Source organism: Pseudocitrobacter faecalis (assembly GCF_965231525.1).
Classification (GTDB): domain Bacteria; phylum Pseudomonadota; class Gammaproteobacteria; order Enterobacterales; family Enterobacteriaceae; genus Pseudocitrobacter; species Pseudocitrobacter faecalis.
Genome location: NZ_CBDDNJ010000002.1, coordinates 2,095,292 through 2,110,147, shown reverse-complemented (window position 1 = coordinate 2,110,147; position 14,856 = coordinate 2,095,292). Strand labels below are relative to the sequence as shown.

12 protein-coding genes are annotated in these 14,856 nt (G+C 50.7%); 9 read left to right on the top strand and 3 right to left on the bottom strand.

Annotation, left to right across the window (positions count from 1 at the left end):
* Positions 1 to 459: 459 nt before the first annotated feature.
* The 4 genes from ACOXYR_RS10730 to ACOXYR_RS10715 all read left to right on the top strand — a co-directional run bounded on the left by ACOXYR_RS10730 (position 460) and on the right by ACOXYR_RS10715 (position 4,395).
* Positions 460 to 1,580 (top strand): IS3-like element ISSen4 family transposase gene (locus ACOXYR_RS10730; protein ID WP_096147877.1). Its coding sequence is split into 2 segments (ribosomal slippage): positions 460 to 718 and positions 718 to 1,580, totalling 1,122 coding nucleotides; the frame shifts between segments, so codons are not numbered across the junction.
* Positions 1,581 to 1,904: 324 nt separating this feature from the next.
* Positions 1,905 to 2,405: a hypothetical protein gene (locus ACOXYR_RS10725; protein ID WP_146745431.1), complete on the top strand. Its 501-nt coding sequence runs from the start codon at positions 1,905 to 1,907 to the stop codon at positions 2,403 to 2,405.
* A 140-nt stretch (positions 2,406 to 2,545) separates the two neighbouring features.
* Entirely contained in the window at positions 2,546 to 2,758 is a 213-nt protein-coding gene (locus ACOXYR_RS10720; protein WP_108474191.1) for a hypothetical protein, read from the top strand.
* 350 nt (positions 2,759 to 3,108) lie between these two features.
* Positions 3,109 to 4,395: a citrate synthase gene (locus tag ACOXYR_RS10715; RefSeq protein ID WP_421356652.1), complete on the top strand. Its 1,287-nt coding sequence runs from the start codon at positions 3,109 to 3,111 to the stop codon at positions 4,393 to 4,395.
* Between the two features lie 46 nt (positions 4,396 to 4,441).
* Here ACOXYR_RS10715 and ACOXYR_RS10710 read toward each other — a convergent pair whose 3' ends face one another.
* Positions 4,442 to 6,424: an alkyl/aryl-sulfatase gene (locus ACOXYR_RS10710; RefSeq protein ID WP_421356653.1), complete on the bottom strand. Its 1,983-nt coding sequence runs from the start codon at positions 6,422 to 6,424 to the stop codon at positions 4,442 to 4,444.
* Between the two features lie 207 nt (positions 6,425 to 6,631).
* On the opposite strand from ACOXYR_RS10710, the gene ACOXYR_RS10705 reads away from it, so the two are divergent.
* Together ACOXYR_RS10705 and ompA are read left to right on the top strand one after the other, a co-directional pair.
* Positions 6,632 to 7,261, top strand: a complete 630-nt coding sequence (locus ACOXYR_RS10705; RefSeq protein WP_108474194.1) for a helix-turn-helix domain-containing protein — start codon at positions 6,632 to 6,634, stop codon at positions 7,259 to 7,261.
* A 147-nt stretch (positions 7,262 to 7,408) separates the two neighbouring features.
* Entirely contained in the window at positions 7,409 to 8,452 is a 1,044-nt protein-coding gene (gene ompA / locus ACOXYR_RS10700; RefSeq protein ID WP_421356654.1) for a porin OmpA, read from the top strand.
* 71 nt (positions 8,453 to 8,523) lie between these two features.
* Here the strand turns inward: ompA and ACOXYR_RS10695 are convergent, their stop codons facing one another.
* Positions 8,524 to 10,500 (bottom strand): alkyl/aryl-sulfatase, encoded by a 1,977-nt coding sequence (locus ACOXYR_RS10695; RefSeq protein WP_407732739.1) that lies wholly within the window; start codon positions 10,498 to 10,500, stop codon positions 8,524 to 8,526.
* A 325-nt stretch (positions 10,501 to 10,825) separates the two neighbouring features.
* Between ACOXYR_RS10695 and ACOXYR_RS10690 the strand changes: the two genes are divergently transcribed.
* The 3 genes from ACOXYR_RS10690 to ACOXYR_RS10680 all read left to right on the top strand — a co-directional run bounded on the left by ACOXYR_RS10690 (position 10,826) and on the right by ACOXYR_RS10680 (position 14,253).
* Positions 10,826 to 12,439 carry a mechanosensitive ion channel family protein gene (locus ACOXYR_RS10690; RefSeq protein ID WP_421356655.1) on the top strand — a complete coding sequence of 538 codons (1,614 nt, stop codon included), beginning with the start codon at positions 10,826 to 10,828 and terminating at the stop codon, positions 12,437 to 12,439.
* A 129-nt stretch (positions 12,440 to 12,568) separates the two neighbouring features.
* Entirely contained in the window at positions 12,569 to 12,985 is a 417-nt protein-coding gene (gene umuD, locus ACOXYR_RS10685) for a translesion error-prone DNA polymerase V autoproteolytic subunit (RefSeq protein WP_108474402.1), read from the top strand.
* 2 nt (positions 12,986 to 12,987) lie between these two features.
* The gene (locus ACOXYR_RS10680) at positions 12,988 to 14,253 is read left to right on the top strand and encodes a Y-family DNA polymerase (protein WP_421356656.1); all 1,266 of its coding nucleotides are present in this window, start codon (positions 12,988 to 12,990) and stop codon (positions 14,251 to 14,253) included.
* Here the strand turns inward: ACOXYR_RS10680 and ACOXYR_RS10675 are convergent.
* Positions 14,230 to 14,829, bottom strand: a complete 600-nt coding sequence (locus ACOXYR_RS10675) for a TetR family transcriptional regulator (protein WP_113856845.1) — start codon at positions 14,827 to 14,829, stop codon at positions 14,230 to 14,232. The genes ACOXYR_RS10680 and ACOXYR_RS10675 overlap by 24 nt on opposite strands.
* Positions 14,830 to 14,856 lie beyond the last annotated feature (27 nt).

The window sequence follows — 14,856 nt, the reverse complement described above, 5'->3', positions numbered from 1 at the left end:
ATCTGATTAGTTTGCGGGGCAGGTTAATGAGTGGCTTAATTACATTATTAATTATTTAAATTTATTAACGTGTCATCCCTGACAGATATTCCAGCCGGAAAACGCTTGCACGCAACCGTTGAGGCTGTCCGCCATTTTCCGGTGAATACCGGACGATGTCCATGAATACCTTACTACTCAGTATAAAGGCGGTTAATCCTAACTGTTAAGATAGGGCAGGCAGGCCGCGGCTTCCTGTGGATGCTCAAAGCTCATTAGCCAGTTTCTGGCTTTGACAATTGACTGTATTCGCTCATCAGTTACGCAGCCAGCTTCCATCCGGGATAACTGCATAATGAGGGTATTCAGACTGATTTCTTTCTCGCTAAGCGCAAGCGCGAGGGCTGCCTGACCTGCTCCCCGTTGATTAGTACACCCCGATGTTAGTAATGTCTTCATAAGCCACATGAGGACATCCCCATGAAGAAGCGTTTTTCCGATGAACAGATCATCAGTATTCTCCGCGAAGCCGAAGCTGGGGTACCCGCCCGTGAACTCTGCCGCAAGCATGCCATTTCCGATGCCACGTTTTACATCTGGCGTAAGAAGTATGGCGGTATGGAGGTGCCTGAAGTTAAGCGCCTGAAGTCGCTTGAGGAAGAGAACGCCAGACTCAAGAAGCTGCTTGCCGAAGCCATGCTGGATAAAGAGGCGCTTCAGGTGGCTCTTGGGCGAAAGTACTGACGACAGACCAGAAGCGGGAAGCCGTGATGTTGATGTGTGATGCGACCGGTCTGTCGCAACGTCGTGCCTGCAGGCTTACAGGTTTATCCCTGTCGACCTGCCGCTATGAGGCTCACCGTCCGGCTGCTGATGCGCATTTATCAGGGCGCATCACTGAGCTGGCACTGGAGCGCAGGCGTTTTGGCTACCGTCGTATTTGGCAGTTGCTGCGCCGTGAAGGGCTTCATGTTAATCATAAGCGCGTGTACCGGCTTTATCACCTCAGTGGCCTGGGCGTAAAACGCAGAAGACGTCGTAAAGGGCTGGCAACAGAACGTCTGCCGCTGCTCCGTCCGGCGGCGCCCAATCTGACCTGGTCGATGGATTTCGTCATGGACGCACTTTCCACCGGTCGCAGGATCAAGTGTCTTACCTGCGTCGATGATTTCACAAAGGAATGCCTGACGGTCACTGTTGCCTTTGGGATTTCAGGCGTTCAGGTCACGCGTATTCTGGACAGCATTGCACTGTTTCGAGGCTATCCGGCGACGATAAGAACTGACCAGGGGCCGGAGTTCACTTGCCGTGCACTGGATCAATGGGCCTTTGAGCATGGTGTTGAGTTGCGCTTAATCCAGCCGGGCAAGCCAACGCAGAACGGATTTATTGAGAGCTTTAACGGACGATTTCGCGATGAATGTTTGAATGAGCACTGGTTCAGCGATATCGTTCATGCCAGGAAAATTATTAATGACTGGCGGCAGGATTATAACGAATGCCGCCCGCACTCCACGCTGAATTATCAGACACCGTCTGAATTTGCAGCGGGCTGGAGAAAGGGTCATTCTGAGAATGAAGATTCCGACGTTACTAACTGAGTGTTGTATCTAATCGTGGGGGCAGGTCAATCCAGTTACGATTTTTCTGGCATAGGCTAATCCAGTTTGTAGTGATAATCAATGTTAGTAATTAATATTGGATGCTCCTGCTAAATAGCCGGAGAGCCTTAGATGGCTCATAAAGGTTATTATTTGAACATTTCAGGTGACGATTTTTTCAGTGATTTGTGTTTGTTTTTTGTAAATCTATAGTTAATTCTTTTCGGATTTTTCAATGTAAACTATAGTTAGTTAACGAAGCAGTTAGTTAACAGAGCATAGTTTTAACAACACGTCCTGCTTCCATCGACTTTAGAGGGCAGCATGAACGACCATCCCTGTGATTATGTACTTTTGGCAGCCCTCCGGGACTGCATTCATCTCAGAAAAAGCATGAATGCTCATGGGCTTAGTGATGAACATGGCGCGTTAAGTTCTGTTTCCTGTCTTCTTGATTTTCTCAGTTGCAGGCGGAAGTATGGCCTGACGAAAGTCACTGATTTAAAAAAATCGGCTACCGCGGAACGTACTATCGGTGTGACGTTATCTCTTCAGCATGGCCATGCGATCCGTGTTGAGCATATCTACACACATCGCGAGTGGGCGCTATGGTTTATAGACAAAGTAGACAGTGGTTTAAATGATTTTGAATTACTCTCATTCATTGACAGGCATTACAGACTGGTGCTGGTGACCTTAGTCCAGTCAAGGGCATTACGAAAAATAGTTCCTCCCTGTATCGGTTTTGCCCGGTTCGATTATATCAATCTGAGATTAGATAAATCTGAGGTGGTTTTTCCGGAGTTTTCGGCGCGGCTTCACTAACGGCAGACATGATAATGTTATCTCGCATTGTGACTTTTTAGAAAGATGACATATTTTGTTTCACAAGGTGATTATTCAAATGCTGGATATTTTCTCTGGGGAGACTACGTTTAGAAAGATATCCTGAATCGGGAGGGGTTATGTTAACTCACTCTGAAGCGAAACGCTGGGCTGCGGTGATGCTCAAATCAGCCTTGTGTGATGGTATGCAGACGGAAGAGATATCGCGGCAGGTGCATCTGGTATGCGACCATCATGGCAAAGAATGTCTTGAAGAACTCATTGAGGAAATTTTAAAAGAGGCGGGGCGGCTTGGGCCAAAACACAGCGCCGGCGATCTCGTCCATCACTGAATGTCGCCACCATAAACCGCCTTCGGGCGGTTTATGGTGTACGGTCAGGGTCATCATGTCTCTTTTTCATAACGTTTCCGGATACTTTTTCCAATTAAACCCGGCCATGTATAGCACAGGTCTATAGATCCGAACGGCAAAGGATCTGGGTATCTTCAATGCACCCCTTTTCTTTGAGTTTTTTGAATACGCAGCCATAAACAACCTGCGTTTATTATCCATCGCACGTTTTATCGTCGTTTTAGCCGTCTACATCAAAGAACCGTCCCATCGCTCTGGTTATGTTGGTTTTTCTGCCTGAAATATTACCTCAGGTTATGGCTTGCGTATTGCACAGGGGAAACTTACCGATGGGTGCTAAACCACTAACGCTTTCTTTGGACGGGCAGGAGCCTGTAATGCTGGATCGGGTGTCAGCAACGCTTGGGCACGATGGTATGGATATTCGTGCGCTCAATAAATCCGGGTTATACGGTTTTGATCCTGGGTTTTCTAACACCGCAGGCTGCCAGTCAGCGATCTCCTACATTGATACAGAAAACAGTATTCTGCTTCATCGGGGTTACCCGGTAGAGCAACTGGCCAGACAGTGCGATTTTCTGGAAGTGGCTTACATTTTACTGGAAGGTCAGGCGCCGGATGAATCCAGTTATCAGGCATTTCGGCAGAACATTACGCGCCACACTCTCGTGCATGAACAAATGTCTAAGATGTGTAGCGGTTTTCGTCGTGATTCGCATCCAATGGCACTAATGTGTGCGATGGTGGGGGCGCTGGCGGCGTTCTACCATGATGTGCTGGATGTGGAAAATCCCGAACATCGGGCGCTGGCGGCTACGCGGTTATTGTCGAAAATGCCGACGCTGGCGGCAATGAGCTATAAATTTACCATCGAACATCCGGCGCAGTATCCGCGTAACGATCTCTCGTATGCGGGCAATTTCCTGCATATGCTGTTTGCGATTCCGGCGGAAAAATATGAGCTTAATCCGGTGATTGAGCAGGCGATGAACCAGATTCTGGTGCTGCATGCCGATCACGGTCAGTGCGCATCAACCACGACGGTTCGCGCGGCGGGATCATCTGGCGCGAATCTGTTCGCCTGTATTGCGGCTGGGCTGGCATCCTTGTGGGGGCCAATGCACGGCGGTGCGAATGAAGCCAGCATGCGCATGCTGGAAGAGATTGAAACGGTGGAACAGGTACCGGCGTTTCTTAGTCAGGCCAAACGGGATCCGCAGGCGTTCCGCCGTTTAGGCTTCGGTAACTCCCGCTATCGCAATCTGGATCCTCGCGCGGGTATTCTACGCGATACCTGTCACCGTGTGTTGAAAGAGCAGGGGATGTCCGACAGTCTGCTGCAGGTGGCAATGGCGCTCGAGGAGAGGGCATTGACCGATCCCTGGTTTGTGGAAAATGGGCTGTCGCCGAGTGTAGATTTCTATACTGCAGTGATCCTTAAAGCGATGGGGCTGCCATCTTCCATGTTTGTGGTGGTGGCCGCTGTTGGCCGTACGCTGGGTTGGGTGGCGCACTGGAACGAAATGCATCAGTCACCGTTAACGATTTATCGTCCGCGTCAGATTTATATCGGCGAAACGCAACGGGATTATCTCTCGCGCCGAAACAGTAAATAGTACAGACAAACGCCTTCTGCCGGGGTACGACAGAAGGCGTTATATTTTATGGCGTTACAATATTGAACCAGAACTCAAATTTATCCATATAACTTAGCATCTGATCGAGTTTTGCACTGTCTCCCGTAATATTCACTTCACCCTTTGTCTGGGCTTGTTTCAGCGTTTCTTCTTGCAGAATAATTTTATTCAGCGTGGCGCGAGTAAGTGTCATCGTCGCATCAGCATTATCTGCCTGCACGTTTGCTGTATGATTCAGCACCCCGTTTTCCAGCTCCAGCTTATATTTACCGCCATCGTTTCCTAAATCGACATTGAAAATGGCTTTCGCATTGGCGGCTTTTTCACCGTTAATATGTACCGCGAGATAATCAAAGAACATCTCCGGCGACATTGCCCGCACCGTATCCGGGCTGGCGGTATTGGGCGTTGGGCCTTTCACCACGCCGTTACGCAACTCCTGCGCGCCGGTGAGGTAGAAGTTACGCCATGGGCCGGATTCGGCCTGATAGCCCAGTTGCTCCAGCGCATCGGCTTCCAGATGACGGGCCGCCTGATTATCTGGATTAGCAAAGACAATTTTGCTGGTGACCTGTGCTACCCAGCGATAATGCCCCTGCGAATAATCGGCTTTCGCTTTCTGCATAACCGCATCGGCGCCGCCCATGTACTCGACGAATTTTTTTGCCGAAGCTTCGGGCGGTAATTCGTCGAGAGTTGCCGGGTTACCATCAAACCAACCAAGATAAAATACGTAGGTGGCTTTCACATCATGGCTAACGGAACCGTAATAACCACGGCTTGCCCAGGCATTGGCTAGCCCGGAAGGGAGCTTAAAGTTATCGGCAATTTCATCGCGTGTGAGCCCTTTATTTGCCAGGCGTAAAGTCTGGTCGTTGATATAACGGTACATATCACGCTGACTTTTCATCAGATTAACGACGTTATTATTACCCCATGTCGGCCAGTGATGCTGTGCGATGATAATTTCAGCGTCACCGCCCCAGCGATTGATAACATCATTAATATATTTTGACCATGCCAGAGGATCGCGAATTTTGGCACCGCGTAAAGAGTAGGTATTATGCAGGGTATGGGTAACATCCTCCGCGGCTTCAATCATCTTTTTCTCTTTTACGTACCACAGCATTTCAGAGGGTGCTTCGGAACCGGGGGCCATCATAAAGTCATAGGTCAGGCCGTCAATATTCTCCTGTTGCCCGGTTTCGGTAATATAATTTGTCGGCTCAATCAGCGTAACCGTGCCGGCTGACGTTGTGGTGCCTAACCCGGCACCGACCTGACCTTTAATATCTGGCTTCAGAAGATTCCCATACATATAGCTGGCTCTGCGGCTCATGGCATTCCCGGCCATAATATTTTCCGATACGGCTTCTTTCATAAAACCGGCGGGCGCATAAATTTTGACTTTCCCGCTGGCGACATCGGCCTCATCGACGACGCCTCTTACACCACCATAATGGTCAACGTGGCTGTGAGTAAATATCACCGCAACCACGGGCTTTTTACCCCGTTCTTTATAGTAGAGATCGAGACCCACCTTTGCAGTTTCTGCCGAAACGAGAGGGTCGATGACGGTAATTCCGGTTTTACCCTCAATAATAGTCATATTCGAGAGATCAAGGTTACGAATCTGATATACACCATCGGTAACGTTAAATAATCCGCCGATATTAATTAACTGCGCCTGGCGCCAGAGGCTGGGATTGACCGTGTCAGGCGCTTTTGTTCCCTCTTTGATAAAATTATATTGCTGTGGATCCCACACAACGTTTCCTTTGGCACCGGTTATGACATTAGACGGTAATGCAGCAATAAAGCCTTTATGTGCGTTGGTAAAATCCGTGGTGTCTGAGAAGGGCAATTGATGATAAAGTGCTTCATTTACCCTTTTTGTGTGTTCAGTCGCAGCTTGCATATTTTCCTGTGCCTGAGCGGGAAAGGAAAATAGTGATGTTGATAGCAGGCTGGTTAAAACGATATAACCTGTTATTTTATTAATTTTCATATATCCTCAGCGAAATATTTAATGCATGTAACACGAGATTCAATATCCGTGATGATATCATTGTTACCGGGCGAGCTATAATGCAGGGTTGTTTAAAAATAAATATTCATCCACCTTCAGCGATGTAAGTGATAATGCCATTTTTAGTTCATTGCACGTAGGTCGCGGTAAGCTATACTCCAGTCATTATTATTATCAGGAACCGCAATGAATATATTACCTCCCGTTCGACCAGAAGCCAGCATACAACGTTTAACGGCTGCGCTGGCCCTCGTCGCTGAAAGCGTAAGAATTCCGCCGCGCAAACGGATGACATGGACACATAAAGGCAAGCAACAGCTCTATATTTTTATGGAGGGAGAGCTCTCTATATTACGTGCGTCAGATGGTTTGCTTATCGTTACCGTCTACGAACCGCATCTGTTTGGGATCGCGGAAATGATTCAGCCGGTTCGTGGGCATATATTTCGGGTTGAAACAGAATCGACAATGCTGCGCGTCGATGCGCAAAGGGCTACCGAAATTTTTACTCAAGAGGGGCTATGGGAAGACGTCGCCGCGTTGCTTTCCTACCATACGGCATATCTGTTTTATCGGGATGCGCTGGTCGTGCAGCAGCGAACATATTCTGTCATTCGAAGTCATTTACTGGAGATGATTTTGTTACCCGATGCTACACGGATGCGCACTTCTATCCTTGAGTATATTCAGGATCGAACGCTCTTATCGCGCAGTAGCATTTTGAACGTCATTTCTGCATTGAGTAAAGGTGAATATATCTCATTTAAAAGAGGGGGTTACCTGACAGCGATTAATCATCTCCCGGAAAAATTCTGAGTGGCTGCACCGGTAAATATGTGGGTTTACCTATGTATTGTCCAAAAATAAATAACAAATAGATTATCAGAGTGAGGGTTTGGATTTATTGTGAGCGCACTTAAACAGAAACAGCGTTAAATTCAGCAAGCTCATAACGGGATATATATGAAAAAGACTCTCCTTACTCTGATTATTGCCAATGCGTTTACGGCCACAACGGCTTTTGCAGCGGCGGACGCGGGCACCTGGTACGGTGGCACGAAATTTGGTTGGTCACACTATTTTGATGCTCATACCAATCAGGAAAGTATCGATAATGCGCACAATAGCGACCAATTTGATTTTGACCGCGATAACGTGGGCGGTGGTGTCTTCACCGGATATCAGATTACACCGTGGTTAGCGGTCGAAGGTGGATATGATTACCTGGGGAATATGCAAATTAAGGGTAATCATGGTGCATCCGGGGCGAAAATGAAAAGCCAGGGTTTACAGCTGTCGCTTAAAGCCAGTTACGGGTTAACCAATAAATGGGATATTTATGGTCGCGCCGGGGCGATGGGGTATCGTGCAGAGTCCGATATTGGTGGACACAATCGTTTTGAGACGGGGATTCGTCCTCTTGCGGCTGTCGGTACGGAATATGCGTTTAATAAAAACTGGGCAGGGCGCTTAGAGTATCAATGGGTCAGCAATGTCGGGAATGCTAATCAAATTGGCGTGAGCAGTGATGTCAGCTCGGTGACGGCAGGCATTTCATACCGTTTTGGTCAACATGATGATAACCCTGTTGTTAACGCGCCGGTGGCCGCACCGTTGCCTGCGCCTGAACCGCAGCAGTTTAATCTCAAGTCTGATGTGCTGTTTGGCTACAACTCAGCCCAGCTTTCGGCGCAAGGGAAAGCCGCAATCAATCAGCTTTCTCATGCTCCAGGCTTGCAGCCAACCAACAATAAAACAACGGTAGTGATTGGTTATAGCGATCGTATTGGCAGCGCTGATTACAACCAGCAGCTTTCTGCACGTCGTGCCCAGGCCGTTGCTGATGAACTGATTGCCCAGGGATTCCCGGCACAAAATATCTCTGCTGAAGGGCGAGGCGAAAGTGAACCGGTCACCGGCAATAGCTGCGACGGGCAGTCGGGTAATCAACTGGTGACATGTTTGTCTGCGGATCGCCGGGTGGTCATTAATATTGCCGAAAAATAGTCATCGCCACCGTTAATTCCTGTCTGAAATGACAAAACGCCCCGGCGATCGTGTCTCCGGGGCGTTGTCGGTTATGGCGTCACAATATTGAACCAGAACTCGAATTTATCCATATAGCCCAGCATTTCATCCAGTTTGGCACCGTTGCCTGAGATTTTTACCTCTCCTTTATCTTCAGCCTGTTTGAGGGTTTCCTCTTTCAGGATGATCTTATTCAGGGTTGCGCGATCGAGGGTCAGGGTGGCATCGGCATCTTTCGCTTCGGCATTGGCAGTGTGGTTTAGCACACCGTTTTCAAGTTCCAGCTTGTATTTACCACCGTCATTGCCGAGGTCGATATTAAATACCGATTTCGCATTACCCGCTTTCTCGCCATTGATGTGTACCGCCAGATAATCAAAGAACATTTCCGGCGTCATGGCGCGAACGGTATCCGGGCTGGCGGTGTTCGGCGTCGGGCCCTTCACCACGCCGTTACGCAGTTCCTGTGCGCCGGTCAGATAGAAGTTACGCCACGGGCCGGATTCAGCCTGATACCCCAGTTGCTCCAGCGCATCCGCTTCGAGGTTTTTAGCGTCCTGATTATTCGGATCGGCAAAGACCACTTTACTGACCACCTGTGCCACCCAGCGGTAATTCCCCTGATCAAAGTCGGTTTTCGCTTTTTGCAGAATGGCCTCTGCGCCACCCATATATTCCACGAATTTCTTCGCGGCTTCTTCTGGCGGCAGTTCGTCAAGCGTAGCCGGGTTGCCGTCAAACCAGCCGAGATAGAGCACATAAGTGGCTTTAACGTCATGGCTTACCGAACCGTAGTAACCGCGGTTCGCCCAGGTATGGGCCAGTGAATCCGGCAGCTTAAAGTTGGCGGCGATTTCATCACGGGTCAGGCCTTCGTTTGCCATGCGTAAGGTTTGGTCGTTGATATAACGATACAGATCACGCTGGCTTTTCAGCAGTTTAACCACGTTCTCATTGCCCCAGGTCGGCCAGTGATGCTGAGCCATCAGAATTTCCGCTTTATCACCCCAGCGGACGATCGCTTCGTTGATATATTTTGACCACGGCAGCGGCTCACGAATTTTCGCCCCACGCAGGGAGTAGGTGTTATGCAGTGTGTGGGTCACATCTTCTGCGGATTCGATGAGTTTTTTCTCTTCGATGTACCACAGCATTTCAGAAGGCGCTTCAGAGCCAGGGGCCAGCATGAAATCGTAGGTTAATCCGTCGATAACCTCTTTTTGCCCGTCTTTTTCAATGATATTGGTTGGGGCAATCAGGGTGACGGTGCCCGCTGAGGTCGTGGTTCCCAGCCCCGCGCCAACCTGGCCTTTCGCATCCGGTTTCAGCAAGTTACCGTACATGTAGCTGGCGCGTCGGCTCATGACGTTACCCGCCATGATATTCTCGGCCACGGCAGCTTCCATAAAGCCGGCGGGCGCATAAATTTTGACTTTCCCGGACTTCACATCGGCTTCATCAACCACGCCGCGCACGCCGCCATAGTGATCCACGTGGCTATGCGTATAGATGACCGCCACGACCGGTTTTTGCCCCCGGTTTTTGAAGTAGAGATCCATACCGACTTTCGCGGTTTCAGCAGAGACCAGCGGGTCGACGACGGTAACGCCTTCTTTGCCCTCGATAATAGTCATGTTAGAAAGGTCGAGGTTACGGATTTGGTACACGCCGTCAGTGACTTCAAACAGGCCGCTGATATTGATGAGCTGGGACTGACGCCACAGGCTCGGGTTGACGGTGTCTGGAGCCTTTTCACCCTCTTTGATAAAGGCGTACTGCTGCGGATCCCAGATAACGTTCCCTTGCTCACCTTTGATAACGTCTTGCGGCAGTGCGGCGATAAAGCCTTTATGGGCGTCAGTAAAATCGGTGTTATCGGAGAAGGGCAGTTGCTTGTAGAGCTGGTCATTAGCGTTCCTGGTGGACGATGTCGCATCCTTTTGGCTGATATCAGCATAGGCAGGAATAATGAACGTGGATAACAAGCCAGCCAGGGCCAATCCTCTGGCTATCGGTTTCAGTCTCATTGCGATCCTCACTCTTTTATGACTCAACGGTAGTCGGTGAACGTTCAGGAAACGTTAGCTTTAGAAAATTCTTAAATAAAATTTAACTCACTGTTTACATTAGACAAGACGGCGGGAATAACAAGGCGGTTGGCAAATAACGATCGTTTTTTTGTTAATTGTATGTTTTTAAGAATGTTTTTTTATCTGCTTTTGATTTCAGCAAGATGTTCTATTCCTGAGGCTATTGCATGGGTGGGCGGCTGGTCTATGCTGAAAAAAGACGAATAGCCGGTACGCTGGCTTTTTGAATCAAAACGATAATCCTCGCGTCCCGGTGGCAGATATGAAAAGGGTACTGCTCGCGGTATTACTCTGTTTTCTCTCCTCTCTGATGCTTTTTTCTCATGCGGCGGAGCCCCGTCAGGAACCGACGGAGCAGGAACGCGCACGGACGGTCTATATCTTCCATAAACCTATCGTCATGTTGCAGGCAAAATTTGGCCTCACCACGCCCGAAGAACGGGTGTTGCGCATCCATAACACGCTGCGAAATTTTACCCGTGCCGACGTTCAGTCGGCGTTAACGATCGTCCCTGTTGTGCGTTATAACCAGCAGGGAAGGCTTATCGTGATGAACGGCAAGCCGGTGATGCTTCTGGCGCAAGGCGATCTGGATGAAGGTGACGATCTGACGCTCGATCAGGCTGCACAGCGGGTGCTGGCGCGCATGGAAGCCCAACGTACCGCGCTGCGCGACCAGTATGACAATAGCTGGCTGGTGCTGTCGGTGGTCAAAACGATGGGCGGGTTGCTGGGGCTGATGGTGTTCTGGTATGGCGCTTATCGCTCCTGGCGCCTGGTCAGGCGTTATTATCGTCGGCGCATTATTGAGAACCGAAGCTGGCTGCCCCTGCGCTGGCGACGTTTTACCGGCGCTATCGAGACACGGCTCTATGCCATGTTGATGGTGATGTTAGGGATTGTGGCGCTGTACGCCTGGCTGCGCTGGGTTTTCAGCCTGTTTCCCTGGACGCGCGTCTGGGGGGAATCGCTGGGTGACTGGTCCGTACGCGTAGTGCGAGGGATCGCCTTGTCGATCGTCTCCGCCTTGCCGGGGCTATTGATTGTTCTGATCATTTTTGTGATGACGGCATTTATTCTGAAACTGCTGAAAATGGTGCTTAATCAGGTTGAGGCGGGGCGTTTACAGCTCCCGGGTATTCATCCCGAAACCGTCGGGGCGACCCGCAAACTGATATCGGTCGTGGTGTGGTTATTTGCGCTTTCGGCGGCATATCCCTTCCTGCCAGGGGCGAACTCGCTGGCCTTTAAGGGGATTAGCGTCTTCTTTGGATTAATGCTCACGCTGGGATCGGCGGGCGTGATGAACCATGCCATGAGCGGGTTGGTTCTGATTTATTCACGCGCTTTACGCAAAGGCGATGTCATTCGGGTCGCGGATAACGAAGGGCTGGTCAGTGAAATCGGTATGCTGGCAACAAAAATTATCACCCGTGAAAACTACGTTGTCACCGTTCCCAACGCGGTGGTGGTGAGTGGAAAAATTACGAACCTCAGCGCGCAGGGCGCGGATAGCGGTATCAACTTAACGGTGAGTGTGACGATCGGCTACGACACGCCGTGGCGTCAGGTTCATGCAATGCTGGAACTGGCGGCAAAACGGGCACAAGGGATTGACCTGACTATCGCACCACGGGTGCGCCAGTTGAGCCTGATGGACTGGTATATCGCCTATGAACTTCAGGTGCGATTGCTGGCGGATCAGTCGCTGGCCGCGGCTCGAAGCGAACTGTATAGCAATATTCAGGATGTCTTTAATGAATTCAACGTACAGATCATGTCGCCAAACTTTGTGATGCAGCCTGAAGGCGTGGTGATCGTTGCCAAAGAGAACTGGTACACGCCGCCTGCCGCTCCGCCTGAGGGTGGCAAATAGATTAGCTGCCGCAGGCAAATTAAATCCCTCTACACTTCAACGCGTTTTTCTTTCTCCGCGAAAAGTGGCTTGATCCCTTCCTGAAATCCATAATACTGTATATAAATACAGTATAAGGTGTTTACGGTCATGATGTACAAACTTGCAGAGCAACGCGAGAGCGTAATTACGCCTCTTTTCAGTGATTTAGTGCCATGCGGCTTTCCCAGCCCGGCACGCGACTATGTTGAGCGGGGCATCGATCTCAACGAATTTATGGTGGCACACCCCAGTGCGACCTATTTTGTCCGCGCGACGGGCGACTCCATGACGGAAGCGGGGATCGGCAATGGCGATTTACTGGTGGTCGACAGTGCCAGAACCGCCGGACATGGCGATATCGTTATCGCTGCGGTCGATGGCGAATTTACCGTCAAGCGGTTACAACTGCGCCCGGTGATCCAGTTAGTGCCCTGTAACCCGGCCTATTCGCCTATCCGTATTAACGAGGATGTTCCGCTGGATATCTTTGGTGTGGTGACGTTTATCGTGAAAGCGGCCTGCTGACCATGTTTGCGCTGGTGGATGTGAACAGTTTTTATGCCTCCTGTGAAACGGTATTCAGGCCGGATCTCAGAGGCAAACCGGTAGTGGTGCTGTCCAATAACGACGGCTGCGTCATTGCCCGTAGCGCAGAGGCGAAGTCACTGGTGGCGATGGGAGAACCCTATTTTAAACAGAAGGAGCAGTTTCGCCGTCACGGCGTGGTAGCGTTTAGCAGCAATTATGAACTTTACGCAGATATGTCAGAGCGTGTGATGACGACCCTGGAAGCGCTGGCGCCGAGAGTGGAAATCTACAGTATTGACGAAGCGTTTTGCGATCTCACCGGTGTCAGGAATTGTCGCGATTTAACCGATTTTGGCCGCGAAATTCGCGAAACAATCAGTAAGGGTATGCATTTGACCGTTGGCGTGGGGATCGCGCAAACCAAAACGCTCGCCAAACTGGCGAACCATGCGGCAAAGAAATGGCAGCGTCAGACGGGCGGCGTGGTCGATCTCTCGAATCTCGAACGGCAGCGTAAACTGATGGCGGCGTTTCCGGTGAGTGAAGTGTGGGGTATCGGGCGGCGGATCGGTAAAAAGCTGGAAGCGATGGGGATCCATACCGTGCTGGATCTCGCGGATACGGATATCCGTTTTATCCGCAAACATTTTAGCGTGGTACTGGAACGCACGGTGCGCGAACTGCGCGGTGAACCGTGTCTGGAACTGGAAGAGTTTGTGCCGGTGAAGCAGGACATCATTAGCTCCCGCTCGTTTGGTGCGCCGGTAACGGATTACGAAGATATGCGCCAGGCCATTTGCGAATACGCCTGCCGGGCGGCAGAGAAACTGCGTCTGGAGCATCAATACTGCCGGTTTATTTCGGCATTTATTAAAACATCGCCGTTTGCCGCCGGGCAGCCTTACTACGGCAACAGCGCTTCGGTAAAGCTGCTGACGCCCACCCAGGATAGCCGCGATATTATTCAGGCCGCGACGCGGTGTCTGGAGGTTATCTGGAAAGAAGGGCGACGCTATCAGAAAGCGGGCGTCATGCTGGGGGATTTTTTCAGCCAGGGCGTTGCGCAGTTGAATCTGTTTGATGACAACGCACCGCGCGCGGGCAGCGAAGCCTTAATGAGCGTGCTGGATGCCATTAATCACAAGAGCGGGCGCGGGACGCTCTATTTTGCCGGGCAGGGCATCGCGCAGCCGTGGCAGATGAAACGGGAACTGCTCTCGCCGCGTTATACCACGCGCATGTCAGATATTGTGTGTGCGCGGTAGTGAAAACAGTTCCAGCGCGATCGCCGCTTCCAGATGCTGGTCAAAGGCGTCGTCGTTGATATCCGTCATGCCCAGCGCGTACATGCCGTCCAGCCCGCAAACCAGCGCAATTAATCGCCAGGCGATGTGCTCGGGGCTGTCGTGCAGGGTAAACTCCTGCGCCGCGTGACCCTGACGGATAATCGCGGTGGTTGCGTCATGCCAGATATGCATGGTGAAAATGTAGGCGGCCTTGATATCGGGGTCTTTCGCAGCAATCAGCTGCGCTTCGCGCCAGAGACGAATATAGGGCTCAAATCCGCCGTCATCGCTGCCGAGCATCGAACATAAACGCTCACGCCAGGTGGCGGTTTCCGGCAACGGATTCGCATCCAGCAGGGCACGGGTTAAGCGAATAAACGCCTGGGCTTTGAGTTCACCCGCTGAAGCAAAATGGTGATGCACCTGGCCGGTAGCGACGTTGGCTTCCGTTGCGATCCGCCTGACGGTCATCGCCGGGAAACCTTCGGCCAGCGCCACGCGCATCGCCGCCTGCATAATTTCTTCCCGTCGTTCGTCCTTACTCAAATAACCCATAATTTTTCATCCTCAATCACCGCGCAA

Coding starts and splice junctions, on each gene's coding strand:
- ACOXYR_RS10725 (WP_146745431.1), top strand. CDS start 1,905: ATGAACGACCATCCCTGTGATTATGTACTTTTGGCAGCCCTCCGGGAC.
- ACOXYR_RS10720 (WP_108474191.1), top strand. CDS start 2,546: ATGTTAACTCACTCTGAAGCGAAACGCTGGGCTGCGGTGATGCTCAAA.
- ACOXYR_RS10715 (WP_421356652.1), top strand. CDS start 3,109: ATGGGTGCTAAACCACTAACGCTTTCTTTGGACGGGCAGGAGCCTGTA.
- ACOXYR_RS10710 (WP_421356653.1), bottom strand. CDS start 6,424: ATGAAAATTAATAAAATAACAGGTTATATCGTTTTAACCAGCCTGCTA.
- ACOXYR_RS10705 (WP_108474194.1), top strand. CDS start 6,632: ATGAATATATTACCTCCCGTTCGACCAGAAGCCAGCATACAACGTTTA.
- ompA (WP_421356654.1), top strand. CDS start 7,409: ATGAAAAAGACTCTCCTTACTCTGATTATTGCCAATGCGTTTACGGCC.
- ACOXYR_RS10695 (WP_407732739.1), bottom strand. CDS start 10,500: ATGAGACTGAAACCGATAGCCAGAGGATTGGCCCTGGCTGGCTTGTTA.
- ACOXYR_RS10690 (WP_421356655.1), top strand. CDS start 10,826: ATGAAAAGGGTACTGCTCGCGGTATTACTCTGTTTTCTCTCCTCTCTG.
- umuD (WP_108474402.1), top strand. CDS start 12,569: ATGATGTACAAACTTGCAGAGCAACGCGAGAGCGTAATTACGCCTCTT.
- ACOXYR_RS10680 (WP_421356656.1), top strand. CDS start 12,988: ATGTTTGCGCTGGTGGATGTGAACAGTTTTTATGCCTCCTGTGAAACG.
- ACOXYR_RS10675 (WP_113856845.1), bottom strand. CDS start 14,829: ATGGGTTATTTGAGTAAGGACGAACGACGGGAAGAAATTATGCAGGCG.